This window comes from Saccharothrix isguenensis (assembly GCF_052936305.1).
The window spans coordinates 261,462-287,659 of record NZ_CP193626.1 but is presented as its reverse complement, the minus strand read 5'-3'; the positions used below and the strand labels follow the sequence as shown (position 1 = coordinate 287,659).

General features: G+C 71.3%; 28 protein-coding genes and 1 tRNA gene. 17 read left to right on the top strand and 12 right to left on the bottom strand.

Going from position 1 to position 26,198, the window contains the following annotated elements; all coding sequences use genetic code 11:
- Nucleotides 1-201 precede the first annotated feature (201 nt).
- The 4 genes from acs (at nucleotide 202) to ACRAKI_RS01425 (ending at nucleotide 4,990) form a co-directional block, all read left to right on the top strand.
- Nucleotides 202-2,178, top strand: coding sequence for an acetate--CoA ligase (acs, locus tag ACRAKI_RS01440; protein WP_447005239.1), 1,977 nt, complete (start codon nucleotides 202-204; stop codon nucleotides 2,176-2,178).
- A gap of 124 nt (nucleotides 2,179-2,302) precedes the next feature.
- Nucleotides 2,303-3,502, top strand: a complete 1,200-nt coding sequence (gene nhaA, locus ACRAKI_RS01435) for a Na+/H+ antiporter NhaA (protein ID WP_447005238.1) — start codon at nucleotides 2,303-2,305, stop codon at nucleotides 3,500-3,502.
- Nucleotides 3,503-3,581: 79 nt separating this feature from the next.
- Nucleotides 3,582-4,058: a phage holin family protein gene (locus tag ACRAKI_RS01430; protein ID WP_447005237.1), complete on the top strand. Its 477-nt coding sequence runs from the start codon at nucleotides 3,582-3,584 to the stop codon at nucleotides 4,056-4,058.
- A gap of 8 nt (nucleotides 4,059-4,066) precedes the next feature.
- Entirely contained in the window at nucleotides 4,067-4,990 is a 924-nt protein-coding gene (locus ACRAKI_RS01425; protein WP_447005236.1) for an alpha/beta fold hydrolase, read from the top strand.
- 34 nt (nucleotides 4,991-5,024) lie between these two features.
- Here the strand turns inward: ACRAKI_RS01425 and ACRAKI_RS01420 are convergent, their stop codons facing one another.
- Genes ACRAKI_RS01420 through nth form a run of 4 tightly spaced genes read right to left on the bottom strand, consistent with a single transcriptional unit; the run spans nucleotide 5,025 to nucleotide 8,234 of the window.
- Nucleotides 5,025-6,212 carry a MarP family serine protease gene (locus ACRAKI_RS01420; protein ID WP_447005235.1) on the bottom strand — a complete coding sequence of 396 codons (1,188 nt, stop codon included), beginning with the start codon at nucleotides 6,210-6,212 and terminating at the stop codon, nucleotides 5,025-5,027.
- Nucleotides 6,209-6,880: an NUDIX hydrolase gene (locus tag ACRAKI_RS01415; RefSeq protein ID WP_447005234.1), complete on the bottom strand. Its 672-nt coding sequence runs from the start codon at nucleotides 6,878-6,880 to the stop codon at nucleotides 6,209-6,211. Before ACRAKI_RS01415 ends, ACRAKI_RS01420 begins: the two co-directional genes overlap by 4 nt.
- Complete coding sequence (locus ACRAKI_RS01410; protein ID WP_447005233.1) at nucleotides 6,877-7,470, bottom strand: TlpA family protein disulfide reductase; 594 nt, start codon at nucleotides 7,468-7,470, stop codon at nucleotides 6,877-6,879. Before ACRAKI_RS01410 ends, ACRAKI_RS01415 begins: the two co-directional genes overlap by 4 nt.
- A complete protein-coding gene (nth, locus tag ACRAKI_RS01405; protein WP_447005232.1) occupies nucleotides 7,467-8,234 on the bottom strand; it encodes an endonuclease III in 768 nt (255 codons plus the stop codon). Before nth ends, ACRAKI_RS01410 begins: the two co-directional genes overlap by 4 nt.
- A gap of 262 nt (nucleotides 8,235-8,496) precedes the next feature.
- Here nth and ACRAKI_RS01400 point away from each other — a divergent pair, with 262 nt between their 5' ends.
- The 4 genes from ACRAKI_RS01400 (at nucleotide 8,497) to dnaN (ending at nucleotide 12,451) form a co-directional block, all read left to right on the top strand.
- Nucleotides 8,497-8,748: a hypothetical protein gene (locus ACRAKI_RS01400; protein WP_015097743.1), complete on the top strand. Its 252-nt coding sequence runs from the start codon at nucleotides 8,497-8,499 to the stop codon at nucleotides 8,746-8,748.
- A 201-nt stretch (nucleotides 8,749-8,949) separates the two neighbouring features.
- Nucleotides 8,950-9,624 carry a Crp/Fnr family transcriptional regulator gene (locus ACRAKI_RS01395; protein ID WP_033441932.1) on the top strand — a complete coding sequence of 225 codons (675 nt, stop codon included), beginning with the start codon at nucleotides 8,950-8,952 and terminating at the stop codon, nucleotides 9,622-9,624.
- A 436-nt stretch (nucleotides 9,625-10,060) separates the two neighbouring features.
- A complete protein-coding gene (locus ACRAKI_RS01390) occupies nucleotides 10,061-11,299 on the top strand; it encodes an MFS transporter (protein ID WP_447005231.1) in 1,239 nt (412 codons plus the stop codon).
- Between the two features lie 48 nt (nucleotides 11,300-11,347).
- Nucleotides 11,348-12,451 (top strand): DNA polymerase III subunit beta, encoded by a 1,104-nt coding sequence (dnaN, locus tag ACRAKI_RS01385; RefSeq protein WP_447005230.1) that lies wholly within the window; start codon nucleotides 11,348-11,350, stop codon nucleotides 12,449-12,451.
- 83 nt (nucleotides 12,452-12,534) lie between these two features.
- Here dnaN and ACRAKI_RS01380 read toward each other — a convergent pair whose 3' ends face one another.
- Together ACRAKI_RS01380 and ACRAKI_RS01375 are read right to left on the bottom strand one after the other, a co-directional pair.
- Nucleotides 12,535-13,323, bottom strand: coding sequence for an MBL fold metallo-hydrolase (locus ACRAKI_RS01380; RefSeq protein WP_447005229.1), 789 nt, complete (start codon nucleotides 13,321-13,323; stop codon nucleotides 12,535-12,537).
- Nucleotides 13,320-14,126, bottom strand: coding sequence for an NUDIX hydrolase (locus ACRAKI_RS01375; protein WP_447008299.1), 807 nt, complete (start codon nucleotides 14,124-14,126; stop codon nucleotides 13,320-13,322). The genes ACRAKI_RS01380 and ACRAKI_RS01375 overlap by 4 nt, the downstream gene beginning before the upstream one ends.
- Before the next feature lie 28 nt (nucleotides 14,127-14,154).
- Here ACRAKI_RS01375 and ACRAKI_RS01370 point away from each other — a divergent pair, with 28 nt between their 5' ends.
- A complete protein-coding gene (locus tag ACRAKI_RS01370) occupies nucleotides 14,155-14,511 on the top strand; it encodes a hypothetical protein (RefSeq protein WP_447005228.1) in 357 nt (118 codons plus the stop codon).
- A gap of 17 nt (nucleotides 14,512-14,528) precedes the next feature.
- Nucleotides 14,529-15,419 carry a Gfo/Idh/MocA family protein gene (locus ACRAKI_RS01365; protein ID WP_447005227.1) on the top strand — a complete coding sequence of 297 codons (891 nt, stop codon included), beginning with the start codon at nucleotides 14,529-14,531 and terminating at the stop codon, nucleotides 15,417-15,419.
- A 123-nt stretch (nucleotides 15,420-15,542) separates the two neighbouring features.
- Here the strand turns inward: ACRAKI_RS01365 and ACRAKI_RS01360 are convergent, their stop codons facing one another.
- From ACRAKI_RS01360 to ACRAKI_RS01345, 4 genes are all read right to left on the bottom strand, one after another.
- Complete coding sequence (locus ACRAKI_RS01360) at nucleotides 15,543-16,952, bottom strand: hypothetical protein (RefSeq protein WP_447005226.1); 1,410 nt, start codon at nucleotides 16,950-16,952, stop codon at nucleotides 15,543-15,545.
- A gap of 86 nt (nucleotides 16,953-17,038) precedes the next feature.
- A complete protein-coding gene (locus tag ACRAKI_RS01355) occupies nucleotides 17,039-17,641 on the bottom strand; it encodes a hypothetical protein (RefSeq protein WP_447005225.1) in 603 nt (200 codons plus the stop codon).
- Nucleotide 17,642: 1 nt separating this feature from the next.
- The gene (locus tag ACRAKI_RS01350) at nucleotides 17,643-18,101 is read right to left on the bottom strand and encodes a RidA family protein (protein ID WP_447005224.1); all 459 of its coding nucleotides are present in this window, start codon (nucleotides 18,099-18,101) and stop codon (nucleotides 17,643-17,645) included.
- Nucleotides 18,098-18,253 carry a hypothetical protein gene (locus tag ACRAKI_RS01345; protein WP_106616451.1) on the bottom strand — a complete coding sequence of 52 codons (156 nt, stop codon included), beginning with the start codon at nucleotides 18,251-18,253 and terminating at the stop codon, nucleotides 18,098-18,100. Before ACRAKI_RS01345 ends, ACRAKI_RS01350 begins: the two co-directional genes overlap by 4 nt.
- A gap of 126 nt (nucleotides 18,254-18,379) precedes the next feature.
- Here ACRAKI_RS01345 and ACRAKI_RS01340 point away from each other — a divergent pair, with 126 nt between their 5' ends.
- From ACRAKI_RS01340 to ACRAKI_RS01330, 3 genes are read left to right on the top strand one after another with little or no spacing between them, the layout of a single operon-like run.
- Nucleotides 18,380-18,631: a hypothetical protein gene (locus ACRAKI_RS01340; RefSeq protein ID WP_447005223.1), complete on the top strand. Its 252-nt coding sequence runs from the start codon at nucleotides 18,380-18,382 to the stop codon at nucleotides 18,629-18,631.
- Nucleotides 18,632-18,686: 55 nt separating this feature from the next.
- Nucleotides 18,687-19,679 (top strand): ArsA-related P-loop ATPase, encoded by a 993-nt coding sequence (locus tag ACRAKI_RS01335; protein ID WP_447005222.1) that lies wholly within the window; start codon nucleotides 18,687-18,689, stop codon nucleotides 19,677-19,679.
- On the top strand, nucleotides 19,676-20,791 hold the full coding sequence (locus ACRAKI_RS01330) for an ArsA family ATPase (RefSeq protein WP_447005221.1): 1,116 nt from the start codon (nucleotides 19,676-19,678) through the stop codon (nucleotides 20,789-20,791). Before ACRAKI_RS01335 ends, ACRAKI_RS01330 begins: the two co-directional genes overlap by 4 nt.
- A gap of 69 nt (nucleotides 20,792-20,860) precedes the next feature.
- Here the strand turns inward: ACRAKI_RS01330 and ACRAKI_RS01325 are convergent, their stop codons facing one another.
- The gene (locus ACRAKI_RS01325; RefSeq protein WP_033441945.1) at nucleotides 20,861-21,154 is read right to left on the bottom strand and encodes a WhiB family transcriptional regulator; all 294 of its coding nucleotides are present in this window, start codon (nucleotides 21,152-21,154) and stop codon (nucleotides 20,861-20,863) included.
- A 256-nt stretch (nucleotides 21,155-21,410) separates the two neighbouring features.
- Between ACRAKI_RS01325 and ACRAKI_RS01320 the strand changes: the two genes are divergently transcribed.
- Together ACRAKI_RS01320 and ACRAKI_RS01315 are read left to right on the top strand one after the other, a co-directional pair.
- A complete protein-coding gene (locus ACRAKI_RS01320) occupies nucleotides 21,411-23,885 on the top strand; it encodes a transglycosylase domain-containing protein (protein ID WP_447005220.1) in 2,475 nt (824 codons plus the stop codon).
- A 144-nt stretch (nucleotides 23,886-24,029) separates the two neighbouring features.
- Nucleotides 24,030-24,458 (top strand): hypothetical protein, encoded by a 429-nt coding sequence (locus ACRAKI_RS01315; RefSeq protein ID WP_447005219.1) that lies wholly within the window; start codon nucleotides 24,030-24,032, stop codon nucleotides 24,456-24,458.
- 18 nt (nucleotides 24,459-24,476) lie between these two features.
- Here ACRAKI_RS01315 and ACRAKI_RS01310 read toward each other — a convergent pair whose 3' ends face one another.
- Nucleotides 24,477-24,944, bottom strand: a complete 468-nt coding sequence (locus ACRAKI_RS01310) for a GatB/YqeY domain-containing protein (RefSeq protein ID WP_447005218.1) — start codon at nucleotides 24,942-24,944, stop codon at nucleotides 24,477-24,479.
- Nucleotides 24,945-25,008: 64 nt separating this feature from the next.
- Here ACRAKI_RS01310 and ACRAKI_RS01305 point away from each other — a divergent pair, with 64 nt between their 5' ends.
- Together ACRAKI_RS01305 and ACRAKI_RS01300 are read left to right on the top strand one after the other, a co-directional pair.
- Complete coding sequence (locus tag ACRAKI_RS01305; protein ID WP_447005217.1) at nucleotides 25,009-25,968, top strand: metallophosphoesterase; 960 nt, start codon at nucleotides 25,009-25,011, stop codon at nucleotides 25,966-25,968.
- Nucleotides 25,969-25,991: 23 nt separating this feature from the next.
- A tRNA-Pro gene (locus ACRAKI_RS01300) sits at nucleotides 25,992-26,065 on the top strand.
- Nucleotides 26,066-26,198: the final 133 nt, after the last annotated feature.

Below are 26,198 nucleotides of genomic sequence, written 5' to 3'. Positions count from 1 at the left end.
CGAGTCACGCGAAGTGCCGCTGGTCGCAACCTAGGTGTCGTTCGGCGGAATCGCGGTGGTCAGCGGGCGTGCCACGGGTTACACAGTTACCCACGCGTTTCGAAATCGGCCGAAATTGGTCTGAACCTTTTGGGTGCGCAGTGACCTGAATCGCACTACGGTCAGTGCCGCACCCCCACGGATTCAGGAGGTCCGCCCACCATGACAGAGCCGCAAGCCGCCCTGGACAACCTGTCGACCGAGCACAGGACGTTCCCGCCCAGCGAGGAGTTCGCCGCGCAGGCCAACGCGACCGCCGCGCTGTACGAGGAGGCGAGCGCCGACCGCGAGGCGTTCTGGGCGAAGCAGGCCGAGCGGCTGTCCTGGGACACCAAGTGGGACCAGGTCCTCGACTGGTCGAACGCCCCGTTCGCCAAGTGGTTCATCGGCGGCAAGCTCAACGTCGCCTACAACTGCGTCGACCGGCACGTCGAGTCCGGCCACGGCGACCAGGTCGCCATCCACTGGGAGGGTGAGCCCGGCGACAGCCGCGCCATCACCTACGCCGAACTCCAGCGCGAGGTGTCCAAGGCGGCCAACGCCCTGGTCGAGCTGGGTGTCGGTGCGGAGGACCGGGTCGCCATCTACATGCCGATGGTGCCCGAGGCCATCTTCTCCATGCTCGCGTGCGCGCGCGTCGGCGCGATGCACAGCGTGGTGTTCGGCGGCTTCTCCGCCGAGGCGCTGCGGACCCGCATCGAGGACTCCCAGGCCAAGCTGGTGATCACCACCGACGGCCAGTACCGGCGCGGCAACCCGGCGGCGCTCAAGCCCGCCGTGGACGAGGCCGTGTCGAAGGCGAAGAGCGTCGAGCACGTCCTCGTCGTCAAGCGCACGAGCAGCGACGTGGACTGGACCGAGGGGCGCGACCTCTGGTGGCACGACCTCGTCGACCGCCAGTCCGACCAGCACACGCCGGAGGCGTTCGACTCCGAGCACCCGCTGTTCATCCTCTACACGTCGGGCACCACGGGTAACCCCAAGGGCATCCTGCACACCTCGGGCGGCTACCTCACCCAGGCGTCGTACACGCACTACAACGTGTTCGACCTCAAGCCGGACACCGACGTCTACTGGTGCACCGCCGACATCGGCTGGGTCACCGGCCACAGCTACATCGTGTACGGCCCGCTGTCCAACCGCGTCACGCAGGTCGTCTACGAGGGCACGCCCAACACGCCGCACGAGGGGCGCCACTGGGAGATCGTGCAGAAGTACGGCGTGTCGATCTACTACACCGCGCCGACGCTGATCCGCACGTTCATGAAGTGGGGCGCGGACATCCCGGCGAAGTACGACCTGTCGTCGCTGCGCGTGCTCGGCAGCGTCGGCGAGCCGATCAACCCGGAGGCGTGGATCTGGTACCGGGAGACCATCGGCGCGGGCAAGACGCCCGTCGTGGACACCTGGTGGCAGACCGAGACCGGCGCGATCATGATCTCCCCGCTGCCCGGCGCGACGACCGCCAAGCCCGGTTCGGCGCAGCGCCCGCTGCCCGGCATCGGCGCGAAGGTCGTGGACGACCAGGGCAACGAGGTCCCCCATGGCGGCGGCGGCTACCTGGTGCTCGACCAGCCGTGGCCGGGGATGCTGCGCGGCATCTGGGGCGACGAGCAGCGCTACCGCGACACGTACTGGTCGCGGTTCGCCGACCAGGGCTTCTACTTCGCCGGTGACGGCGCGAAGTACGACGCGGACGGCGACATCTGGCTGCTCGGCCGGGTGGACGACGTGATGAACGTGTCCGGGCACCGGATCTCCACCACCGAGGTCGAGTCCGCGCTGGTGTCGCACCCGACGGTGGCCGAGGCGGCGGTGGTCGGCGCGACCGACCCCACCACCGGCCAGGGCATCGTGGCGTTCGTGATCCTGCGCGGCGGCGCGGCGGAGGGCTCGGACGGCGCGGCGGCGATCAAGGCGCTGCGCGACCACGTGGCCAAGGAGATCGGCCCGATCGCGAAGCCGCGGCAGATCATGGTCGTGCCGGAGCTGCCGAAGACGCGCTCGGGCAAGATCATGCGCCGGCTGCTGCGCGACGTGGCGGAGAACCGGCAGGTCGGCGACGTCACCACGCTCGCGGACTCGTCGGTGATGGATCTCATCTCCAAGGGCCTCAACTCGGGGGCTTCGGAGGACTGAGCAGGAACGCGAGGGGTGCCCACCGGGTGGTGGACACCCCTTTCGCGTTGCTAGGGTCGCCGAGGTGAGCCGGGAAGCCTGGTCGGCACGAGGATGAGCCGTACCCGACGCACCGGAGTGGATCTTGATCAACCGCAAGAAGAACGCCGCCACCGAGTTCGCGCGCTACCTGCGCACCGAGACGGTCGGCGGGATGATCCTCCTGGCCGCCACCGCCGTGGCGTTGATCTGGGCCAACACTCCGCTGTCGGGCTCCTACACGGCCCTGCGCGACTTCCACATCGGCCCTGAGTCGCTGCACCTGAGCCTGAGCGTCGGCGACTGGGCCAAGGACGGGCTCCTCGCGATCTTCTTCTTCGTCGCCGGGCTCGAGCTCAAGCGCGAGCTCGTGGTCGGCGAGCTGAACAACCTCAAGGCGGCGACACTGCCGGTGGTGGCCGCGGTCGGCGGCATGGTCGTGCCCGCGGCGATCGCGATCGGCGTCGGCTGGGGCGAGCCGGGCATCGAACGGGCGTGGGCGATCCCGGTGGCCACGGACATCGCGTTCGCGCTGGGCGTGCTGGCGATCACCGCGTCCGGCCTGCCGAACAGCCTGCGCCTGTTCCTGCTCAGCCTGGCCGTGGTGGACGACCTGGGCGCGATCGTGCTGATCGCGGTGCTGTTCACCGCGACGTTCAACCTCATGGCGGCGGCTGCGGCGGTGGCGCTGATGGCGCTGTACGCGTACCTCCAGCACAAGCGGGTCACGACACCCTGGCTGTACGTCCCGATCGCGCTCGCCACGTGGGCCGCCGTGCACGCGGCGGGGGTGCACGCCACCATCGCGGGCGTCGCGCTGGCCCTCCTGACCCGCGTGCGCAAGGACCCGTACGAGCACGAGGCGCCCGCGCTGCGGCTGGAGCACCGGTTGCAGCCGTGGTCGGCGGGCGTGGCGGTGCCGGTGTTCGCGCTGTTCGCCGCCGGTGTGCCGGTGAACGGCGAGGCGTTGGGCGCGCTGTTCACCGACCGGCTGGCGCTGGGCGTGATGCTGGGTCTGGTGGTGGGCAAGCTGATCGGCATCGTCGGCGCGTCGGCGTTGGCGGTGCTGTTCAAGGCCGCGGTCTGGCCGAAGGGAGTCGGGCCGCTGGACATCGTCGCGGTCGCCATGCTCGGCGGTGTCGGGTTCACCGTGAGCCTGCTGATCTCCGACCTCGCGCTGGACGGCGCCGCCGCGGAACAGGCGAAGGCGGCCGTGCTGCTGGCGTCGTTGGCGGCTTCCCTGCTGGCCGCGGTGCTGCTGGTGCGGCGCAGCCGGGTGCACCAACGCGCCGACGAGGTCGACTGAGCCGGCCCGGATCGACGGAGATCCGCAGAGATCAGCCAGTCGTGGAGCCCCGGTGGGCGGTGCATGGCACGATGAGCCGGTGACCAGCGCTCGGGAGAACACCAACGGCAGCGGACTGCCACCTGTTCCGTCGATCCCGTTGACCGCGGAGAGCGCGGTCAAGATCGCGGAGGAAACGTCCATCGGCGGCTTGGTGCGCGATGCGACGGCCCACCTGTCGACGTTGGTCAGGGCCGAGGTCGAGCTCGCCAAGTCCGAGGTGGCCGGCGAGATCAAGAAGGGCGTGAAGGGGAGCGTCTACTTCATCCTCGCGCTGGCGGTGCTGCTGTTCAGCTCCGTCTTCGGCTTCATGGCCCTGGCCTACATGTTCCACGACCTGTTCGGCTGGCCGGTGTCGCTGTCGTTCCTGACCGTGTTCGTGCTCATGATCCTCACCGCGGTGCTGTTCACCATCCTCGGGGTGCGGAAGATGAAGCGGTTGCGGGCGCCACAGCGGACGATCGACTCGGCCAAGGACACCGTCGCGGCCCTCCGCCGCCGCGGCGAAGGCCACTGAGCCGCGCCGTGCGGCTGCCCGACCCGTCGACCGCTCGGGTGCCCGGTCCCTGGGCGCACCGCGACGTGTCCGCGAACGGCATCCGCCTGCACGTCGCCGAGCTGGGCGAAGGCCCGCTCGTGCTGCTGCTGCACGGTTTCCCGGAGTTCTGGTGGTCGTGGCGGCACCAACTGGTCGCGATCGCCGAGGCGGGGTACCGGGCGGTGGCCGTGGACCTGCGCGGCTACGGCGACTCCGACAAACCACCGCGCGGGTACGACGGGTTCACGCTGGCCGGTGACATCGCGGGCCTGGTGAAGGCGCTCGGCGAACCGCGCGCGCACCTCGTCGGGCACGCGTGGGGCGGCATGCTGGCGTGGACGGTCGGCGCCATGCACCCCCGCCTGGTCTACTCGGTGACCGCCGTGTCCGCCCCGCACCCGCTGGCCCTGCGCCGTGCGATCCGCCGCCACCCGCGCCGCCAGGGCCGGGCCAGCGCGCACCTGTTCCGGTTCCAGCTCCCGCTGTACCCCGAGCGGTGGCTGACCAGGGACGGCGGCGCGGCGGTCGGCGGCCTGCTCGGCAAGTGGGGCGGTCCGAAGTGGACGGTCTCGACCGAGTTCGACGAGGTGGTGCGGCGCAACCGGGAGGCGGTCCTGGTGCAGGGTGTCGCGCACAGCTCGATGGAGTACTTCCGCTGGGCGGTGCGGTCCCAGCTGCGCAGCGACGGCCGCCGGTTCGCCGAGGCCGTCGACCGCCGGCTGGAGGTGCCCGTGCTCCAGGTCCAGGGCGCGCTCGACCCGGTGATGCTGGAGACGACGGCGTCCGATTCCGCCAGCTGGACGGGCGCCCGCTCGTCGTACCGGGTGGTGCCGGAGGTCGGCCACTTCCCGCACCAGGAAGCGCCGCAGACCACGAGCCGGATCGTCATCGACTTCCTGGCCAAGGTCTGATCAGGACACAGCTCCGATCTGGACGCCGGTCCGATCAGGACGCGCACGTCTGGGTGGACGCGCGCCGCACCATCGTCCGGGCCTGCGCCACCTCCTGCTCGACTTCCTGCGCGGTCAGCACGAAACCGGTCTCCTGGTCGTCCACGGCCGCGCCGAACACCACGCCCATCACCCGGCCCTGCGGGTCGACCAGCGGGCCGCCGGAGTTGCCGCTGCGCACCTTCGCCCGCACCGTGTACACGTCCCGCGTCACCGTCTGCGCGTCGTAGATGTCCGGTCCCCGCAGCATCGGGATCCGCTCCCGGACCCGCGCCTCGGACGCCGTGTACGGGCCGTCCAGCGGGTAGCCGAGCACGATCCCGTCCTCGCCCTGCGCGATCTCGTCGGTGCGGAACTCCAGCGGCACGGCCTGCAGGTCCGGCACGGCGAGGATCGCGATGTCCGTCTGCGGGTCGTAGTGCACGACCGTGGCGTCGAACTGCCCGAGCCCGACCTCCACCGTGACCTCGGTGGTGCCCGCGACGACGTGCGCGTTGGTCATGACCCGCTCGGGCGCGATGACGAATCCGGTGCCCTCCAACGCACGGGAGCACGACGGCGCGCGCCCGCGCACCTTCAGCACGCTGGGCCGCAGCTGCTGCACGATCGGGTTCCCGCTCAGCGCCGGGTCCGGTGGGCCGACCTCCTTCAGCGGCATCTGGTTGAACGGGTCCACCGCGGCCGGGAACCCGGACACGTCGAACAGGTTCTGCAGGTCGTCGGCCAACGTCCGCGCCGCCTGCGGCATGGTGTCGTCCACCGTGGACAGGATCACCGACTGGTTCAGCGCCTTGGCCAGCGACGGCAGGCCCGCGACCATGGTCAGCGGCAACGCGATCATCCACGCCACCACGAACACCACCGCGCCCTGCACGATCGCGCCCAGCGCGTTGTCCACCCCGCGCAGCGGACTGGAGTTGACCCGCGGCTTGATGCTCCGGCCGACGTACACGCCCAGCGTCTCGCCCAACGCCACCAGCAGCACCACGATGCCGACGGCGAACACGACCTTGGTCACCACGTTCTCGAACTGGGCCACCACCAGCGGTGCGAGCTGGGTGCCGAGGACCAGGCCGATGAGCACCCCGACGAACGCGGGCAGCGCGACGACCATTCCCTGGCGGGCGCCCGACATGGCGGCGATGGCGGCGAGCGCCAGCACGAGGAGGTCAACCCAGTTCACGGAACCTCCGTCGCACGCAAGGCCAGGTCGAGGTCGCGCACGTCCGCGGTGTCCCACGGCCGTTCCCAGCCGCCCAGGGCGAGCAGCCCGTTGAGCAGACCGGCGGTGAAGCCCCACACCAGCATCCCCGGCGCGGCGAACGCCGGCCCGACGTAACCGGACGGGTGGCTCACCCGGAACCGGTTCGCCGGGTCGGCCAGGTGCGAGATCGGCACCCGGGCCACGGCGGCGGTCTCGCCGGGGTCGACCGGCGCGACGGGCGACGGCTCGTCCCAGTGCGCCAGCACCGGCGTGACGACGAACCCGGACACCGGCACGTACAGCTGCGGCAGCGTGGCCACCGGCCGGACGCCTTCGCGCAGCACGCCGGTCTCCTCGTACGCCTCGCGCAGCGCCGTGTCCACCGGTCCGTCGTCGGTCGGGTCGGCCGCGCCGCCGGGGAAGGCGACCTGGCCGGGGTGCGAGCCGAGGGTTTCGGCGCGGCGCAGCAGCAGCACGTCCGGGCCCGCCTCGCCATCGCCGAACAGCATCAGCACCGCGGCGGGCCGGCCGGTGCCGTCCGGCGGCGGCGAGATGCGCGTGAACGTGCGGGCGTCGATGTCCGCGGTGGCCTTGACCAAGCCGGCCATCCACTCCGGCACGCCGTCCGGATCGACGAGGGCCGTCATCCGACCACCTCGCGCACCTGGTCGACCGACGTGAACACCACCGGGTCGACGACCTCGGTCAGTGATCCGTCCGCACCGGTGACGTAGCTCACCGGAAGCCTCGGCGGCACGCGCATGGCCTTGCGCACGCCGTCGTCCGGGTGGAAGACGGACGGCAGGCGCACGCCGAGTTTCGCCAACAGCTCCAGACCGTCAGCCTCCTTGCTCTCCACCAGGACCGTCACCACCGACACCGCCCCCGGCTGCTGCGCGTAGGCGTCCAGGACCTTCAGCTCCTCGTGACAGGGAACGCACCACGTCGCCCAGAAGTTCACCAGAACCCGGCCCGGCACGGCGGACGCCACGTCCACCTCCCGGCCGTCGCCGAGGCACGTGACCATGACGCCGCGCAACGCCTGCGGCCCTCGGCCATCGTCCTCTCGGGAGCACGGTCGCAGTGCGGCCTGGTCGCGTACGGCGCCCAGGTCCGCGGTCGGCGCGGTCCGGGTGGGCACGGCCCGGTCGGCCTCGGGTGAGCGCGGCCACAGCGCGACGGCGCCCGCCACCGCCAGCACCAGGACGACGACGGCCCACCGCGCTCCGGCGCTCACGCCGGCTTCTCCCCGGCCCGCACCCGCTCGGCCAGCTCGATCAGGTGCGGCGCTTCCTCGCCCTTGACCAGCTTCTGCGCCTTGACCGGGTCGACCTGGCCGATGCCGTAGGACGGGCACTGCGGCGCCAGCAGGCACGCGCCGCACGCCGGCGTGCGGGCGTGGCAGACGCGGCGGCCGTGGAAGATCGTGCGGTGCGAGAGCAGGGTCCAGTCCTTGCGCTCGACCAGCGCGCCGACGACGTGCTCGACCTTGACCGGGTCCTCCTCCTCGGTCCAGCCCCAGCGGCGGACGAGCCGGCCGAAGTGCGTGTCGACCGTGATCCCCGGCACGCCGAACGCGTCGCCCAGCACCACGTTCGCGGTCTTGCGACCCACTCCCGGCAACGTCACCAGGTCCTTGAGGTTGCCGGGCACCTCGCCGCCGAACCGTTCCACCAGCGCGGATCCCAAGCCGATCAGGGATGTCGCCTTGTTGCGGTAGAAGCCGGTCGGCCTGATCAGCTCTTCCAACTCGGCGCGGTCGGCCGACGCGTAGTCGGCAGCGGTGCGGTAGCGGCGGAACAGCGCGGGCGTGACGGAGTTCACCCGGACGTCGGTGGTCTGGGCGGAGAGCACGACGGCGACCAGGAGCTGCAGCGGATCGGCGAAGTCCAGTTCGCAGTGCGCGTCGGGGTAACCCTCACCGAGGACCCGCACCATGCGTCGCGCCCGGCGGACCAGCCCCAGCCTCGTCTCCGGCCGCTTCACCGCGCTCTTCGCCATGCCGCCCAGGTTAATCGCCACCGCGCGGTGGACGGCCGCTCGGCCGTCCGGAAGTCGCCGTCCCGGGCGTCCACCCCCGTCCGGGGGAGGTCGGCCCGATCCACCCGGCGACAGGCTGTTTGGTGCCGCACGATCAAGGGCAAGCAACCGGCAGCGCACCGCGCACGTCCTAGGAGCACCCGCCGGACGATCACGAACCGACACGCCAGAGTGACCCCCCTTGACCGCGCGCCGAACCGGATGCGCAAAGATCGGAGCCATCATGACTGCCTGGTTCGTCATCGCCGTTCCGATCGTGATCATGTTCTTCGCGCTCTTCATGGAGCGCGTTGAAGCTCGCCTCCGGCACGTCGCCGTGCAGGAGGACGAGGTCGAGGAGTTCCTGGAGTCGGCGCGCCCCGACGAGGTCAGGGCGCTCTACGGGCACGGCATCGGCCGCGCGCTGGAACTGTTCCGGCTGCGCAGGCTGGGCGGTCGTGCCAGGAACCTGCGCCAGCGGCGAACCCGCCGCTAAGCGGGGCAAGGACCGGCGAGGCCCACGGGGTCAACCCCCGGCGGGCCTTATCGGGCTGTCCGGGCTGCGGTGGAACGGCGCGCCGAAAGGCGATCCAGACCACAGCCCTTAGACTGCACTCAGTGATCGGCGGCAGGCGCTGATCCGCCAGAAGGCGGAACACGCTCAACCATGCCGCCGCGTCTCGACAGGAGGGACGAGGTGGACGAGACCCTGGCCCGCGCGGGCATTTTCCAGGGGGTCGAACAGGCCGCAGCGGAGGCACTGGCGCAGACGCTGGAGTCTGTCGAGTTCCCGCGCGGCCACGTGATCTTCGCGGAAGGCGAGCCGGGTGACCGGCTCTACATCATCCAATCCGGCAAGGTGAAGATCGGCCGGAAGTCGCCGGACGGGCGGGAGAACCTCTTGGGGATCTTCGGGCCGTCGGACATGTTCGGCGAGTTGTCGATCTTCGACCCCGGTCCGCGCACGTCCACCGCGACCACGGTGACCGAAGTGCGCGCGGTCAGCATGGACCGCCCCGCGCTGCGGCAGTGGATCACCAACCGGCCGGAGATCGCCGAGCAGCTGCTGAGGGCCTTGGCCCGCAGGCTGCGCCGGACGAACTCCATGCTGGCCGACTTGATCTTCACCGACGTGCCGGGCCGAGTGGCGAAGGCGTTGTTGCAGCTCGCGCAGCGCTTCGGCAGCCAGGAAGCCGGTCTGCTGCGGGTCACCCACGACCTCACGCAGGAGGAGATCGCCCAGTTCGTCGGCGCCTCGCGTGAGACGGTGAACAAGGCCCTGGCCGACTTCGCCCACCGCGGTTGGCTCCGGCTGGAGGGCAAGAGCGTGCTGATCCTGGACCCGGAGCGGCTGGCTCGCCGCGCCCGCTAGACCCAGGGGGAACACAGCAAGACCGGGCGCCGCCCCCGACGCGGCGCACCGGTCTTGCTGTCGCGCGGCCCATCCCCCGACAGACCGCGCATTCCACACCTCCGGCGCCCGCAGGCCCCGACCCTCGTGGCACCGGAAGGAGGTTTGGGTTCCCGCTGCGACGGCGACCGAAACGGGTTTCCCCGTCGAGCCGCGCCGACAGCGGTTGCTACCTCAACGATCGCACGCCACCTCCCCGCCGACTCAAGCCCGTTCACCCTCAAGGGGCCTCTGTTCAGCGGTTTTGCCGTTGGGTTTCACCCAGTCATCCCAGTGTTGTAACCGAACCGCAACGCACTGCCCAGGCCTTGGACGCACCGGGGCCGGTGACGAACCCCACTGGCACTTCACCGAAAATGATTGGTACGGCCGTACCAGTGCGTGCATACTGGTACGCATGTCCCACTCTGCCCACCTCTCCGACTACCGCGCTGCCCTGACCACGCCCGGCATGCGCGGCCCCGTGGTCGCGTCGCTGCTCGCCCGCCTGCCGATCGCGATGGTCGGCCTGTCGCTGCTGCTGTACGTGCAGCGGGAGACCGGTTCGTTCGCCGCGGCGGGTCTGGTGTCGGCGTCGTCGCTGGTGGGTGTCGCGGTCGGGTCGATCGTGCAGGGCAGGTTGATGGACCGGCACGGGCCGACGCGCCCGCTGCTCACCGCGGTGGCGCTGTTCGTGGTGTTCGTGACGTTGGCGATCGGCGCGATCGAGGCCGGTGTGGCGCTGGCCGTGCTGGTGCCCATGGCGTTCGCGGTCGGGCTCACCGAACCGATGGTCGGCTCCGCGTCCCGCGCGCTGTGGGCGCACGTGCTGCCCGCCGGGCCGACGCGGCTGGCCGGGTTCGCCTACGAGGCGATCAGCATGGAGGTGTTCTTCATCCTCGGCCCCGGTCTGGCCGGGCTGCTGGTGACGGCGCCGTGGGCGGGCACTGGTCTGGTGATCGGCGCGGGGTCGATGGTCCTCGGTGCGCTCTGGTTCGCCCTCGACCCGACCGTGCGCGGGGTTCGTCCGTCGCCGAGGATCCGGAGCCTGCTCGGGGCGCTGGCGTCCCCCGGCATGCGCACGGTGGCGTTGGCGGCGTTGGGCTTCGGCATGACGATCGGGTTCATCGAGGTGGCCGTGCCCGCTGCCGCGGCGCAGGCCGGTCACGTCGGCGTGGGCGGGCTGCTGCTGAGCCTGTGGTCGGTGAGCTCGGTGCTGTTCGGCGTCCTGTACTCGCTGAGGCCCTTCCCCCGGGCGATGCACGTTCGCTTGCCGGTGCTGCTCGGCGGGTTCGCGCTGCTGTCGCTGCTGCTCGCGGTGCCCACCGGGCTGATCGGCCTGGGCGCCGCGCTGCTCGTGGTGGGCACGTTGATCACGCCGCAGGCCACTGCCCACTCGGCCGCGATCGAGCAGGTGGCGCCCGCCGGGACGGCCACCGAGGCGTTCGGCTGGGTGGTGACGGCGGTGACCGTGGGGTTGGCGATCGGGCAGTCGGCGAGCGGGCAGCTGGTCGAGACGTACGGGACGGGTCCGGCGTTCGTCGCGGCGGCGGTGTCCGGGTTGGTGATCGCGGTCCTGGTGTGGGCGTTCCGCGGGACGGTGGCGGCCGGCGTGCCGCTGCCGAAGCAGGACGAAGTCGCCTTGGTGTCCCCCTGACGTGCACGTTCGCCGGAATTGTCGGTGGTCGGGTCTAGCGTCTCCGACATGGACCTGACCGCCACCACGGCCGACCTGGCCGCCGCCGCCGCCGACGTCGCCCGCCTCCTGCCGTCGCGGGTGTACGACCCGGTGCTGGCCGGGCTGGTGCTGCGCGCGGACGCGCGGGGCGTCACCTTGGCGGGCAGTGATCGAGAACACGCCGTCCGCCTGACGCGCCCGGCCACGGTGCACACGGACGGCGCGGTCGTCGTGCCGGCCAAACCGCTCGCCGACACCCTGCGCGGCCTGGACGACCCCCGGGTCAGACTGGTGGTGGAGGGTTCGCGCCTGGCCGTGCGTACGTCCACCGCCCGCTTCGCCCTCCCCCTGCTGGACCTCGCGTCCCACCCGGGCATCCCACCGCTGCCACCCGCTCTCGGTTCCCTGCCCGCGCGCACCCTGACGGCAGCGCTGACCCCCGTGTCCAGTGCTGCTTCCAAGGACGACGCGCTCCCGGTGTTCACCGGCGTTCGCATCCACGGCGCCGGCGGCCGGCTGGAGTTGATCGCCACCGATCGTTATCGCATGGCGTTCGCTTCGCTACCGTGGGTGCCGACAGGCGAGCTGGACGTCCTGGCGCCCGCGGTGGTGCTGGCCGAGGCGTCCAGGCAGCCGGAGCGCGATGCCGAGGTGACGGTGCACGCCGATGCCGACCGCATCGCCCTGTCATGGGCGGGCGGGAGCGTGAGCACGGCGCTGCTGGCGGCCCCGTTCCCCGACGATCGAGTGCGAAAGCTGCTGGAGGCGGTCATCGACAGCACGGTGTTGGTGGAAGCGGACGTGCTGGCGGGCGCGGTCCGCCGAGCGGTCCCCTACGCCGGTCCGCACGGGTCGGTGACGATCCAGGTGGACGACGGCGAGCTGCGGGTGCGCGGCAGTGATCCGCAGAGCGGCGAGTCGGAGGAGTCGGTCAAAGCGACGATCGACGGGAACAGGGTGACGAAGACGTTCCAGGCGAAGTACCTGGCCGATGCGCTGAGGGCGTTCGGTGGGCGGCGGGTCGAGCTGCGGATCCAGGACGGGCTGCGGTCCACGGTGCTGACGTCGAAGGCGGGGGACGACGGGGTGGAGCTGACGTACCTGGTGGTGCCGCTGCGCACGGTCTCCTGAGCCGGGCGGCCGGCGTCCGTGCGGGATGCCGGCCGGTGAACACCTCCGGGCGGCGTCCAGCCGGGAGGAGCCACGGCTGGGCGTCAGGGGTTGTGGAGCAGGTACTCCAGCTGTGCCCGGACGGACCACTCGGCGGCCGGCCACAGGGAACGGTCGACGTCGGCGTACACCAGCTCGACCACCTGGCGTGAGGTAGGCGTGCCCGCTTGCCCGCTGCTGAGCTGCTCCACCGCCGCCTTGACCTGCGCCAGACGGTGCTCGCGGTGGCCCAGGTACCCAGTGGCGGCGGCCACGACGTCCGGCAGTTCGGGGCCGTGGCCGGGTAGCCCGATCGTGTTCGGCGGCAACGACGCGAGCAGGCGCAACGACGCGAGGTAGTCGCCCAGCTTCCCGTCCGGGTGCGCCACGACCGTCGTGCCGCGCCCCAGCACGGTGTCACCGGTCAGCACGGCGTCGTCCAGCCGGAAGCACACCGAGTCGGCCGTGTGGCCAGGCGTCGACAGGACGCGGATCGACAGCCCGGCCGCCTCGATCACCTCACCGTCCTCCAGACCCTGACCGCCCAGCCGGAACGCCGGGTCCACGGAGCGCACCGGCGCGTCCACCTGTCGCCCGAACGCCTGCGCCCCGTCCGAGTGGTCTGGGTGACCATGCGTGAGGAGCACGACCTCCACCGGCGCCTGGCCGGCGATCCGGGTCAGGTGCGCCGCATCCAACGGGCCGGGATCGACCACGACGCACGACGACGACCCGGGCGCCCGCAGCACCCACGTGTTCGTCCCGTCCAACGTCATCACGCCGGGGTTCTCCGCCAGCAACACCGCCGCCGTGGGCGTGACCTGCCGCAACACCCCATAGGCCAACCCGCTCACGGCACGACCACCCGCAGCACGTCGCCGTCCCGAACCACCTTCGGCACGACCTTCGACACAGCCCGTTCCTCGTCCAGCACCGCAGCGACCGTCCCCGAGTCGTCCAACTCCGCCAACGTCACCCAAGTGGGCGGCATCAACGCCCGTCGCCCGGCCTTCCAGTCCTCCAGCGCGTCCACCGGCCGCTGCCACTCCGCGTCCGAAGCCTCGGTCGTCGCCCCGTCCGCCCGCTGCCCCTCCGGCAGCACCGCCACGAAGAACCGGGTGTCGTACCGCCTCGGCTCCTCTTCGGGCGTCACCCAGTTCGCCCACGGCCGCAGCAGGTCCGCCCGCAGCACCAAGCCCTCCACCGCCAAGAACTGCGCCAACGACAACTCCCGCGCCACCAACGCCGCCCGCGCCGCCGCGAACCCGGCGGTATCGGCCACCACCGATGACGCCGACGGCCCGGCCAGCAGCACCCCGGACTCCTCGAACGTCTCCCGCACGGCCGCGCACACCAGCGCCGTCGCGAGGTCCACCGAGCACCCGAACCGCGAAGCCCACCACGACGGCTCGGGCCCGCTCCACGCCACCGACGTGTCCGCGTCCCGCTGGTCGACCCCGCCGCCGGGGAACACGGTCATCCCGCCCGCGAACGCCATCCCGGCCACCCGTCGCAGCAGGAACGCCTCGATCCCCGCCGCACCGTCCCGCACCAACGCCACCGTCGCGGCGTCGCGCGGCTCGACGGGCGGCCCGGTGAACCCCTCCGGGACCGAACCCGCCGGCAACACCAATTCCTTCGGAAGCTCGCGCACGATCCCGAGCCTACGGCGAGGATCTCTCCCCGTGGACACCAAGAAAACGGGCTGTCTGGTCAACGTCCTGCTCTTCGTCGTGGGCGGGATCGTCGGCACCGTCCTGACCGCGACGGCCGCGTTGGCGCTCTTCTGGCCCACCTACACGACGACCAGCACGGACGAGGGCACCCCGAACGTCTACGTCAAGAAGCGCTCCAGCCTGCTCGGCAGCGTCGAGCACGAGGTCTGGCTGGGCCGGACGCCGGACTACGGGCACGACGTCCCGATCCCGGGTGGCTGGGACACCACGCCCGAGGTCGATCGCCAACCAGGTGGCGTGGAACTGCGGTTCGACAACGGCGGCCGCATCTTCGTGCCCGAATCGACTTACATCGGCGGCCGATGAAAGGCAGGATGGGCCGAGTGGACGAACAGCTGCGCGTAGGACTCATCGGTGCCGGCCCGTGGGCGACCATGGTGCACGCACCCTGCATCGCCGATCACCCGGGCACCCGCCTGACCACCATCTGGGCCCGCCGGGAGGAAGCGGCCTCCGAACTCGCCGGGATTCACGGCGCGACCGTCGCGAAGAGCCCAGAGGAGCTGCTGGACCAGGTCGACGCGGTCGCGTTCGCGGTGCCGCCGGACGTGCAGGCGGAGATCGCCACCAAGGCGGCCGAGCTGGGCAAGCACCTGATCCTGGAGAAGCCGATCGCGGGCACGCTCAAGGACGCGGAACGCCTCGCCGACGCCGTGGAGCGCAACGGCGTCGCGTCCCTCGTCGTGCTCACGAAGAGGTTCGCCCCGGAGACCCGCGAGCAGCTGGACCAGCTCGCCGAAGCCGGTGGCTGGGTCGGCGGCAGCGCGCGGTGGCTGACCGGCGCCCTCCTCGGCGGCCCGTTCTCGAACTCGCCGTGGCGGCACGAGCGCGGCCCGCTGGACGACATCGGCCCGCACGCGTTCGACCTGCTGGACGCCACCCTGGGCACGATCACCGACGTCATCTCGGCCCACCAGTCCGAGCACGGCCTGTGGCAGATCGTGTTCCAGCACGAGGGCGGCGCGACGAGCGTGGCCACGATGACCATGACGTTGCCGCTGAACCCGGGCATCGCCGAGGTGATCGTGTACGGCGAGCACGGCCACCGCGTGCTGGCCGACCGCGGCACGACGGCGCAGCAGTGCTTCACGAACCTGCTGGACGACTTCGTGGCGATGGTCGACAGCGGCACGACCGAGCACCCGCTGGACGTCCGCCGCGGCCTGCACCTGCAGCGGATCATCGACCTGGCCAGGCGCAAGTCGGAGGCCTGAAGCCCGACCACCGGGCCGTCCGCCGCCGGAGCGGGAAGCAGCTCGGCCCTGGCGTCCGCGGAGAGCGGATGCCAGGGCCGAGCCGGTGACGGGATTCGAGCCGGTGACGGACTTCCGGGGCGGCTAGCCCTGGTACTTGCCGTTGGACGGCTTGGGCACGCCGTTCACGAACTCGGGCCCGGCCGGCCACGCCTGCTGCTCGCGCTGCGCCAGCTCCTCGTGCAGCTGCTGCAGCAACGCCCGTTCCCGGTCGCTGAGCTTGGCGTCCACGGTCGGCGGCAGCTGCACGGGGGCCGGGGCCTTCCCGTCCGCCAACGCCGCCTGGAGCATCGCCAGGTCCTCGGGGCCGAGTTCGGTGGTGACCTCGGCCCGCGACAACGGGTGGTCGTCCGGGAAGGCGAACGCGAACGCCGGCGAAGCGGCGGGCGGGGGCTGCTCGACCGCGGACGGCGGCTCGGCGGGAGCCTCCTGGAACCCGTGCACGGCTGGGAACTCCTGCCCGGCTTGGAACTCCTGCGCGGCTTGGAACTCCTGCGCGGCCTCGATGCGCACGTCCTCGGCGCGCGGCTCCTCGACCCGCACGTCGTCAGCGCGCACGTCGTCACCGCGAACGTCGGACCGCACGTCACCACGAACGCCACCGCGAACGTCGTCAGCACGTGTGTCGCCGCGAACGTCAGCGCGGACGTCGGCATGCGCGTTCTCGGAGTGCGCGCTCTCGGCTCGGTCGTCGACCCGGACGCCGTCCACGTCGTCCACGTGAACGGCCTCGACCGGTTCGCGCACCGGCAGCCGCCTCACCGGTTTGGGTGGGAACGGCTGGGCGCCCTCGTACGACTCGGCGCGCGCCCGACGTGACTTGGAGCCGTTCTGCGGTTCGACAGGCACCGGTTCCGGCTCTACCACCGGTGCCTGGTCCCGCACTTCACCGTCGAACCAGGCGGCGGAGTCGGGTGGTGGCTGCGGGCTTGTCGACCCGGACGAGAAGAACACCTCGCGGGCCGTGGTGACGGCTGCCGCGTGGTACTCGTTGAGCGGCGTGCCGACGGTCAGCACCTCGACCGCCGCCCGGATGCCGGCCTTGCGCAGCACGGTGTCCACCCGGTAGGCGGTGGCGGGCGCGAATCCCGACGGGCCGATGTCCACGAGGACGACGCGCTGCGGCAGTGGTCCGGGTGTCGCGCCGGCCGGGCTGGACCGCCACGTGGCGCGCACGCCGCGCACGTCCGGCAGCACCGACACGGTCTTGCCCAGCACCTCGCCGAGGCGGTCGGCCGGGTCGGACTCGACGGTGAACCGGTGCCTGACCGCCGGCACGCGCTCGACCGCGAACAGCCGGTCCGCCAGCGCGCGGTCCGAGCGGACCTCGCCGAGCAGCCAGCCGATCTCGTGGCGCTCCTCCGGCGACACCGGGATGCGCCCGGCGAGCAGGCAGCCGACGACGAGCTCGACGGCTCTGTCCAGCTCCGCTACGGCCAGCAGCTCCCGAGCCTGGGTCAACGCGTCGTCGTCGACGCGTCCGGCCAGCGCCAACAGGAGGTCGTGTAAACGGACGGGGAGTCCCACTCCGTCGTTCGTCACGCCTGTTCTCCTTCCGGCCCGCGCGGGAGCGCCGAGCTCTATACGGGCACCAGGTGCCCGTCGGCGTCAGCGCCGGCGCACACCAGCTCCGATGCCGCCAACGCCGCCCGGTGGTAGGGCGGCAGGTCCAATCCGGCGGGCAGTACCTCGACACACGGGTCGTGCTCACCGAGCGCCCGCAGCACGCGCTGGAGCTCACCGGTCAGCCGGACTTCCCCGGTCGAGGCGGTCACCAGGATGAGCCGCCTGGGTCCGTCCCCGCCCAGCCGCCACGAGGACCGGACTTCGCCGACCCCGAGGCGTCCTCGCAAGGTCGCTCCGAGCACCACGGTCGCGGAATCACTCATCAGCACCCGATCGGGTGATTCCGGGGAGAAGGTGTAGCCGGATTCGGGCAGTTCGTCCAGCCCTTTGACCGAACTGATCGTGGACCGGTCGGCCCCGTGCGGCACGAGGGCGTCCGCCAGCAGCCGCTGCTCGTGGTCGGTCAAGCCGACCCGGTCGTGCAGCAGCGTGCGCGGCAGGGTGCGTGCGAGCACCACGATGGCGTCCGTCGCGGCCCAGTCGCGGAACCGCCAGAGGACGTCGTCGGGGAGCCGCCCGGCCAGCCTCAGCAGCAGCTCGTGGCACGTGTCGGACATCTCACTCCCCGATCTCGACGATCAGCTCCACCTCGACCGGGGCGCCCAGGGGCAGCTCGGACACGCCGACCGCGGACCTGGCGTGCTTCCCGGCTTCGCCGAACACCTCGCCCAGGAGCTCGGACGTGCCGTTGAGCACGGCGGGCTGGCCGGTGAAGCCCTCGGCGGAGGCGACGAAGCCGACCACCTTGACGACGCGGACGACGGAGTCGATGCCCACGAGCGCGTGCACGGCGGCCAGCGCGTTCAGCCCGCACGTGCGGGCGTGCGCCTTGGCCTCTTCGGGGCTGATGTCGCCGCCGACCTTGCCGGTGGCCGCGAGCACGCCCTCGACGAACGGCAGCTGGCCCGACGTGTAGACGTACTGCCCGCTGCGGTTCGCCGGCACGTACGCCGCGAGCGGAGCCGCGACCTCGGGCAGTTCGATGCCCAGTTCCGCGAGGCGCGCCGTCCAGCTCATGCCTTGGGCCGCTTCAGGTAGGCGACGTGCTGCTCGCCGCTCGGGTTCGGCAGAACGGTGACCAACTCCCAACCGTCGTCGCCCCACTGATCCAGGATCGCCTTGGTGGCGTGGATCAACAGCGGGACGGTCGCGTACTCCCACTTCTGCATGGGGCGCAGCCTAGCGGGAGGCGGGATCGGGGCACCCGGTCGAGTACCCCCATTCGTGTGAGGGGATGCAGGTGAACCACGGCGTCGGCGGGTGACGGGGCGGTCACCCGGCGCTAGCTTGACCAGGTGGAGACGTGGCGGGTCGTCGCCACCAGCGCGTTCCTGCTGGGCGGGCTGGTGATGATCCTGGTCGGGATGGCGCAGGCGCGGGATCGCAAGGGGGCGCGGCGGTACGACGTGGTGCGGGCGCTGGTGGTCGGCGCGGTGGTGGTCGCGGTGATCGCGGCGCTGATCGCGTACGTGCTGCCCTCGGTGGTGGCGTGGGGCATCGTCGCGGCGACGGCCATCGCGGTGGTGTTCGTCACGATGATGGACTGACCTCCGCCGGCAGTGTGGCCAGCGGGTCTCAGGGCGGCCCGCATAGGCTGCTCTGGTGAACGGCTGGACCGACGAACTCACCAGAGCGCGACTGCACGTGGTGACGGGCAAAGGCGGGACCGGCAAGACGACGGTCGCCGCGGCGCTGGCGGTGGCACTGGCCACCGGAGGCCGGCGGGTGCTGCTGGTGGAGGTGGAGGACCGGCAGGGCATCGCCCAGCTGTTCGACCGCCCGCCACTGCCGTACGCCGAGGAGCGGATCGCGTCCGCGCCCGGTGGCGGCGAGGTGCGCGCGCTCGCCATGGACCCGGAGGCGGCGCTGCTCGAGTACCTCGAGATGTTCTACAACCTCGGCTTCGCGGGTCGGACGCTGCGCAGGATGGGTGCGATCGAGTTCGCCACCACCATCGCGCCGGGCCTGCGGGACGTGCTGCTCACCGGCAAGCTCAAGGAGTGCGTGCGCCGCGTGGGCCAGAACGGGCGGCACGAGTACGACGCGGTCGTGCTCGACGCGCCGCCGACCGGGCGGGTGGTGCGGTTCCTGGACGTCACGCGCGGCATGGCCGACCTGGCGAAGGTCGGCCCGATCAAGGGCCAGAGCGAGGGCGTGGTGAAGCTGCTGCACTCCGGTGACACGACGGTGCACCTGGTGGCGCTGCTGGAGGAGATGCCGGTGCGCGAGACGTTGGACGCGGTGGCCGACCTGGACGCGGCGGACCTGAGGCCGGGCGCGGTGTTCGTGAACCGCGTCAGCCCGCCGCGGCTGCCCGCGCGGTCGGTGGCGGCGGCGGCGGAGGGCCGGATCGACGTCGGCCGGGTGCGCGCCGGGCTGGAGGCCTCGGGCCTCGACTTCGACGAGGACGTGCTGGACGGGCTGGTCGAGCAGACCGTGGAGCACGCCGCGCGGCTGCGGATGGAGGAGCGGGCGAAGGAGAAGCTGACGGAGGCGGACCTGCCGACGCTGGAGCTGCCGGACCTGCCCGAAGGGGTGGACGTGGCCGCGGTCTACGACCTGGCCGAGGTGCTGGTCGCGCGGGGTGTGCGGTGAACCGGCTGGACGTGGACGCGCTGCTGGACAACCCGGAGACGCGGGTGCTGGTGTGCTGCGGCTCGGGTGGCGTGGGCAAGACGACGACGGCGGCGGCGCTGGGCGTGCGCGCGGCGGAACGCGGCCGGCGGGTCGTCGTGCTGACCATCGACCCGGCGCGCCGGCTCGCCCAGTCGCTCGGCCTGCGCGAGCTCGACAACCAGCCGCGGCGCGTCGACGTGGAGGGTTTCAAGGGCGAGCTGCACGCGATGATGCTCGACATGCGCCGCACGTTCGACGACATGGTGTGGCAGCACGCCGGCCGCGAGCGGGCCGAGCAGATCCTGGCGAACCCGTTCTACCAGACGATCTCCACGTCGTTCTCCGGCACGCAGGAGTACATGGCGATGGAGAAGCTGGGCCAGCTCGTGGAGCGGGACGAGTGGGACCTGGTGATCGTGGACACGCCGCCGAGCCGGTCGGCGCTGGACTTCCTGGACGCGCCGCAGCGGCTGTCGACGGTGCTGGACGGCAAGCTCATCCGGGTGCTGTCGGCGCCGGCGCGGGCGGGCGGGCGCGGCATCCGCAAGGTCGTCGGCGCGGGCTTCGGCGTGTTCACCAAGGTCGTGTCGACGGTCGTCGGCGGCCAGCTGCTGCACGACGCCTCGATGTTCGTGCAGGCGTTCGACGGCATGTTCGGCGGCTTCCGGCAACGCGCCCAGGCCACCTACGAGCTGCTGCGATCACCCGGCACGGGATTCCTGGTGGTCGCGGCGGCCGAACCGGACGCGTTGCGCGAAGCCAGCTACTTCGTGGAGCGGTTGAGCGCGGAGCGGATGCCGTTGACCGGTCTGGTGGCGAACCGGACGCACCCGGTGCTGGCCCCCTTGCCCGCACCCGGCGCGTTGGCGGCGGCGGACCGGCTGGAGCGCAGTGGAGACGCCCCGCTGGCCGCCGCGGTGTTGAGGGTGCACGCGGATCGCGTCGCGGTCGCCGATCGGGAGAAGCGACTGCTCGCGCGGTTCACCCGCGCGCACCCCGGTGTTCCGCTGATCGGTGTGCCCGCGCTGCCGACCGACGTGCACGACCTGGACGGTCTGCACGAGATCGGTCGGCGACTGGCGGGCGAGTAGCGGGCAGATCGCGCGGCAGCGTGCCGCCGTGCCCGGGTCTGGTCCGGCCTGAACTAGGCCTGACCTGGCCTAACCGACCTTGGACTCCTCGTGGTGGTGCTCCTGGCGCGCGGTGTCCAGGAGCTCGATCCAGGAGGTGACGTCCGGGCGACGCCGCAGCAGCGCCCGCCTCTCACGCTCCGTCATTCCGCCCCAGACACCGAACTCGATCCGGTTGTCCAAGGCCTCGGCGAGGCACTCGGTGCGCACCGGGCATCCCAGGCACACCACCTTGGCCTTGCGCTGCTCCGCGCCCCGGACGAAGAGCTGATCCGGCTCTTCGTCACGGCACGAAGCCTTGATACGCCAATCCCCCTGCTGCATAGCCCCCACCTCAGTTCACACAGTGCCCAGACTTCCTAAATCCGCCACACCCCTGCCGCGGATGCCGTAGGCTCACCATCGAGTGGTCGCGCCGTCGGCTGCTGTCTTGGACAGTGACGGACTGTAGAGCCTTCTGGTTCCACCTCCAAGCCTGGGTTGCCCACCTGTTACCTGTCTTGAGTACGAGTACTCATCCTGTGTAATCAACTGTGCGCGGTCCGGATCACCTGTTCGGGTGCCGCGTACGCTGACCTGCATGCGAGCCCGGAACGGCGTGCTGAAACTGCTCGGACTGTGTCTGCTGGCGGGAGTCCTGCTGGCAGGCATGCTGTTCCCTGTCGTGGGTGCGCTCGGGGTGGTGTCGAACAGAGCCAGCGACACGGTCGACAGCATCTCCGCGGACCTGGTCAGCACCGACCCGCCGTTGATCTCCACGATCACGGACAAGGACGGCGCGCCGATCGCCTACCTGTACGACCAGTACCGCGTGCTCGTGCCGCCGGAGAAGATCTCCCCCACCATGAAGGCCGCCCTGGTCTCGGTGGAGGACCGCCGCTTCTACGAACACCAGGGCGTCGACTGGCGGGGCACGATCCGCGCCGGTCTGACCAACCAGTTCAGCGGCACCGTCACGCAGGGTGCTTCCACGCTGACGCAGCAATACGTGAAGAACTACCTCGTGCACGTGGTGGCCCGGAACAACAAGGTCGAACAACAAAAGGCCCAAGAGCAGACAGTTGCGCGAAAAGCCCGTGAAGCGCGCATCTCATTGCAACTGGAACGCAAACTGGGCAAGGAGGAAATCCTCGCCCGCTACCTGAACGTGGTGCCGTTCGGCTCGACCGTCTACGGCATCGCCGCGGCGTCCCAGGCGTACTTCGAGACCACGCCGGACAAGTTGACCGTGTCGCAGTCGGCGATGCTCGCGGGCATGGTCAACAGCCCGTCCGCGCTGAACCCGGAGGTGTTCCCGGAGAAGGCGCTGTCGCGGCGCAACCAGGTGATCGACAAGATGGTCGAGAACGACAAGCTGTCCCGGGACGCGGCCGACGCCGCGAAGCTGGAGCCGCTGGGGTTGGCGTCGCCGGTGCGCACGCCGACGAGCGGGTGCGTCGGCGCGGGGCCGGAGCACGGGTTCTTCTGCTCGTACGTGCTGAACTACCTGGAGCGCAACGGTTTCAGCCTGGAGCAGCTGAAGACCGGCGGGTACACGATCCAGACCACTTTGGACCGCGCGATCACCCAGCACGCCAAGCTCGCGGCGGAGGCTCAGGTCGCGAAGTCCACCGAGGGGCTCGCGAACGCGATGGCCGTCGTGCGGCCGGGCAAGGAGCGGCACGAGGTCGTGGCGCTGGTGGCGAACCGGGACTACGGGTTGAAGGCGGACCAGTACCAGACCCAGTTCGACCTGCCGTCCGGGGTGGAGAACAAGTTCGGCGCCGGGTCGGTCTACAAGGTCTTCACGGCGGCGGCGGCGCTGGAGAAGGGCATGGGCATCGAGAGCACGATGGCCACGCCCACCACGTACGTGTCGAGGGTGTTCAAGGGCGGCGGGGACAAGTGCCCGCCCACGGGCGAGCCGAACACGCGCTGGTACTGCCTGGGCAACGAGAACTCGCGGTACCCGCCGCAGATGTCGTTGCAGACGGCGTTGCAGACCTCCCCCAACACGGGTTTCGTGATCCTGGAGGAGCAGCTGGGCATGGACCCGGTGGTGGACATGGCGTCCCGGCTGGGGATGCGCGAGACGATGGCGACGAACATCGCGGGCGTGCGGCCGGACCCGAAGGCGAAGAACAAGGAGCTGCGGATCTCGCAGACCGAGTTCTACAAGTCCAACGGCGGCAACGCCTCCTTCACGCTGAGCCCGGCGCCGGTGAGCACGCTGGAGCTGGCGAACGTGGCGGCCACGATCATGAGCGGCGGGGTGTGGTGCCCGCCGTCGCCCATCGGCCGGGTGCTGGACCGCGACGGCAAACCGGTCGAGGTCAACGAAGCCCCGTGCGAGCAGGTGGTGGCCGAGCCATTGGCGAACGGGCTGGCGGCCGGGATGTCCAAGGACGACACGGGCGGCGGCACCGCGGCGCGCGCGGCGAAGCAGTTCGACTGGGCGCGGCCGATGATCGGCAAGACCGGGACGACGGAGGAGTTCAAGTCGGCCGCGTTCATGGGCGCGACGCCGGACTTCGCCGGTGCGGTGCAGACGTTCAACGACGGCGTCGAGCCGCGCGGCATCTGCGTCGACGACGGGCCGCCCAGGTTGTGCGCGAAGGGCAACATCTACGGCGGCACCGTGCCCGCGCGGACGTGGTTCGACACGATGACCAAGATCCACGACGGACTGCCGGTGCGCGGGTTGCCGCCGGTGGAGGAGCGCTACGTCAAGGGCGGGTCCGAGATCCGCATCCCGGACGTGGTGGGGCGCGACGTGAACGACGCGACCCGCACGTTGGAGCAGGCCGGGTACAAGGTGTCCGTGCATACCCGCAACTCGCCGCAGCGCAAGGGCCAGGTCGTCAGCCAGACGCCGCGCGGTAGCGCGCTGCGCGGCACGGTGGTGACGCTGCTGGTCTCGTCCGGCTACGTCCCGCCTCCGCAGCCGGTCGAGCCGACCACCACCGAGACGCCGGCCCCGGGCAACCCGGACCCGGGTCCGCCGAACCAGCCCGGTGAACCCGGCCGTCCCGGCGGCCCACCGCACATCACCCTGCCCACGGAGCCCACCAGATAGGTCGTCCGGTCCGCGGACTCGGCGCGCCGGCGAGCGAGAACCCGTGCGTCCACCGGGAGGGTTCCACCCCGACGCGCGCCCAGCGCCGCGGGTCACCCGGCAGCTGATGCGGCGGACGCCGGGTGGGATCGGCTATCAAGGGTCATGACCGGTTCCCGTGGACGGGACCTCGGGTGGGCGCTCACCGTGGTGTCGCGGTGGGCGCTCGCCGGGGTCCTGCTCGTCATCGGTGTCGCGCTGACCTGGTACTTCGTCGCCACGCGCCACGCTTCGGACCGTGCCCGGGAGGTCGCGGAGGCGTCCGCGAACCGGGCCGCGGACCGGCTCGTGGACGACCTGCGCGCCGCAGTCGCCGACGGCGGGCTGGACGACGCCGAGGTCGAGGCCCTGGACCGGGCGCGCCACCCGCTGGTGGCGGTGAGCCGGGACCCCGACCGCGTCGTGCTCACGTTCGACGTGCGCGGCTACGCGAGCGGCCTGCTCGCCAACGACACGACGGTCACGCTGTGCTCGGTCAACGAGGTCTCCCCCGCGACCGCCGCGGTGACCCGCCGGGACGGAGGGGCCTGCTGACAGCCGACCCGGCGTGGACTAGACCAGCTTCGCCTTGACCGCCGCGGCGACCCGGCCACCGTCGGCGCGCCCGGCGACCCCGGCGTTGACGACCTTCATGACCTGGCCCATCTGCCGCTGGCCGGGCCGTTCACCGAGCTGCTCGGCGACCTGCTCGATGGCGGCGTCGACGAGCGTCGCCAGTTCGGCGTCGTCGAGCTGCGCCGGCAGGTAGGCCTCCAGCACCGTGGACTCGGCCCGCTCCAGCTCGGCCTGCTCGGTCCGCCCGGCGCCCGCGAACGCCTCCGCGGCCTCCTTGCGCTTCTTCACCTCACGGGTGATGACCTTCAGCACCTCTTCGTCGCTCAGCTCACGCGCGCTCTTGCCGGAGACCTCTTCGGTCGTGAGGGCGGCCAGCGTCATCCGCAGCGCGCCCGCCCGAACGGTCTCCCGGTTCTTGATCGCCGCCGTCAGATCAGCCTGCAACCGCGCCTTCAGCTCCGCCATGAGCCGGAACGGTACCGGGAAGCCCGTCGCACCCCGAATCGGTCAACCCCCTACTCTCGACCACGTGAACACGCTCGGCCGAACGCTGCTTGCCACGACCGCCCTGGGTGCCGCCACGCTCGCCTACGCGGCGGGCATCGAGCGCAGGCGGTGGACGTTGCGCGAGGCGACGGTGCCGGTGCTCGCGCCCGGTTCGTCCCCGCTGCGGGTGCTCCACCTGTCGGACCTGCACATGATGCCGGACCAGAAGTCGAAGCAGCGCTGGGTCGCCGCGCTCGACGAGCTGGAGCCGGACCTAGTGGTGAACACCGGGGACAACCTCGCGCACAAGCAGGCCGTGCCCGCCGTCGTCCGCGCCCTCGGCCCGCTGCTGGCGCGTCCCGGCGTGTTCGTGTTCGGCAGCAACGACTACTACGCGCCGCGCCCCAAGAACCCGGTCCGCTACCTGCTGCCCTCGGCGAAGACGAAGCGGGTGCACGGCATCCCGCTGCCGTGGCGGGACCTGCGCGCGGCGATGATCGAGCGGGGCTGGCTGGACCTGACCCACGTGCGCCGCCGGTTCGAGGTGAACGGCGTGGAGGTCTTCGCCGCCGGGCTGGACGACCCGCACCTCAAGCGGGACCGCTACGACGAGATCGCCGGTCCCGTCCCGCCGGCGGGTCTTCGTCTCGGGGTCACGCACTCCCCGGAGCCGCGCGTCCTGGACCCGTTCGCGGCGGACGAGTACGACCTGGTGCTCGCGGGCCACACGCACGGCGGCCAGCTGCGCATCCCGGGCTACGGCGCTATCGTCACGAACTGCGACCTGGACCGCTCGCGCGCCCGTGGCGTGTCGCGGTGGGGTTCACACATGTGGCTGAACGTGTCCGCTGGTTTGGGGACGTCGCCGTACGCGCCGGTGCGCTTCGCGTGCCCGCCGGAGGCGAGCCTCCTGACCTTGGTCCCCCGCCCCGTCGACGCAGGTCAGAGCCAGTCCGACACGGAAAGGGGTACCCGGTTCGGAGTGGGCGGGAACGTCAGGTAGAGTTCTCCTCGTTCGATCGTAAGCGGGGTGTGGCGCAGTTTGGTAGCGCGCTTCGTTCGGGACGAAGAGGTCGCAGGTTCAAATCCTGTCACCCCGACACCGGTAAATGCAGGTCAGGCCCCGTCCACAGTAGATGTGGACGGGGCCTGACGCATGTTGCGGTGTGCCTTGGGAGAAGGTCGTGGTCTCGTACGACCCGGGTGAACGCGCCGCGTGGAGTGCGTGCGCCG

Excerpts from the sequence above, each read along its gene's own strand:
- acs (WP_447005239.1), top strand. The coding sequence starts at position 202 with ATGACAGAGCCGCAAGCCGCCCTGGACAACCTGTCGACCGAGCACAGG.
- ACRAKI_RS01415 (WP_447005234.1), bottom strand. The coding sequence starts at position 6,880 with ATGACGGCCCTCGTCGATCCGGACGGCGTGCCGGAGTGGATGGCCGGC.
- nth (WP_447005232.1), bottom strand. The coding sequence starts at position 8,234 with ATGGCGAAGAGCGCGGTGAAGCGGCCGGAGACGAGGCTGGGGCTGGTC.
- ACRAKI_RS01400 (WP_015097743.1), top strand. The coding sequence starts at position 8,497 with ATGACTGCCTGGTTCGTCATCGCCGTTCCGATCGTGATCATGTTCTTC.
- ACRAKI_RS01390 (WP_447005231.1), top strand. The coding sequence starts at position 10,061 with ATGTCCCACTCTGCCCACCTCTCCGACTACCGCGCTGCCCTGACCACG.
- dnaN (WP_447005230.1), top strand. The coding sequence starts at position 11,348 with ATGGACCTGACCGCCACCACGGCCGACCTGGCCGCCGCCGCCGCCGAC.
- ACRAKI_RS01355 (WP_447005225.1), bottom strand. The coding sequence starts at position 17,641 with ATGTCCGACACGTGCCACGAGCTGCTGCTGAGGCTGGCCGGGCGGCTC.
- ACRAKI_RS01350 (WP_447005224.1), bottom strand. The coding sequence starts at position 18,101 with ATGAGCTGGACGGCGCGCCTCGCGGAACTGGGCATCGAACTGCCCGAG.
- ACRAKI_RS01345 (WP_106616451.1), bottom strand. The coding sequence starts at position 18,253 with ATGCAGAAGTGGGAGTACGCGACCGTCCCGCTGTTGATCCACGCCACC.
- ACRAKI_RS01325 (WP_033441945.1), bottom strand. The coding sequence starts at position 21,154 with ATGCAGCAGGGGGATTGGCGTATCAAGGCTTCGTGCCGTGACGAAGAG.
- ACRAKI_RS01320 (WP_447005220.1), top strand. The coding sequence starts at position 21,411 with ATGCGAGCCCGGAACGGCGTGCTGAAACTGCTCGGACTGTGTCTGCTG.
- ACRAKI_RS01315 (WP_447005219.1), top strand. The coding sequence starts at position 24,030 with ATGACCGGTTCCCGTGGACGGGACCTCGGGTGGGCGCTCACCGTGGTG.
- ACRAKI_RS01310 (WP_447005218.1), bottom strand. The coding sequence starts at position 24,944 with ATGGCGGAGCTGAAGGCGCGGTTGCAGGCTGATCTGACGGCGGCGATC.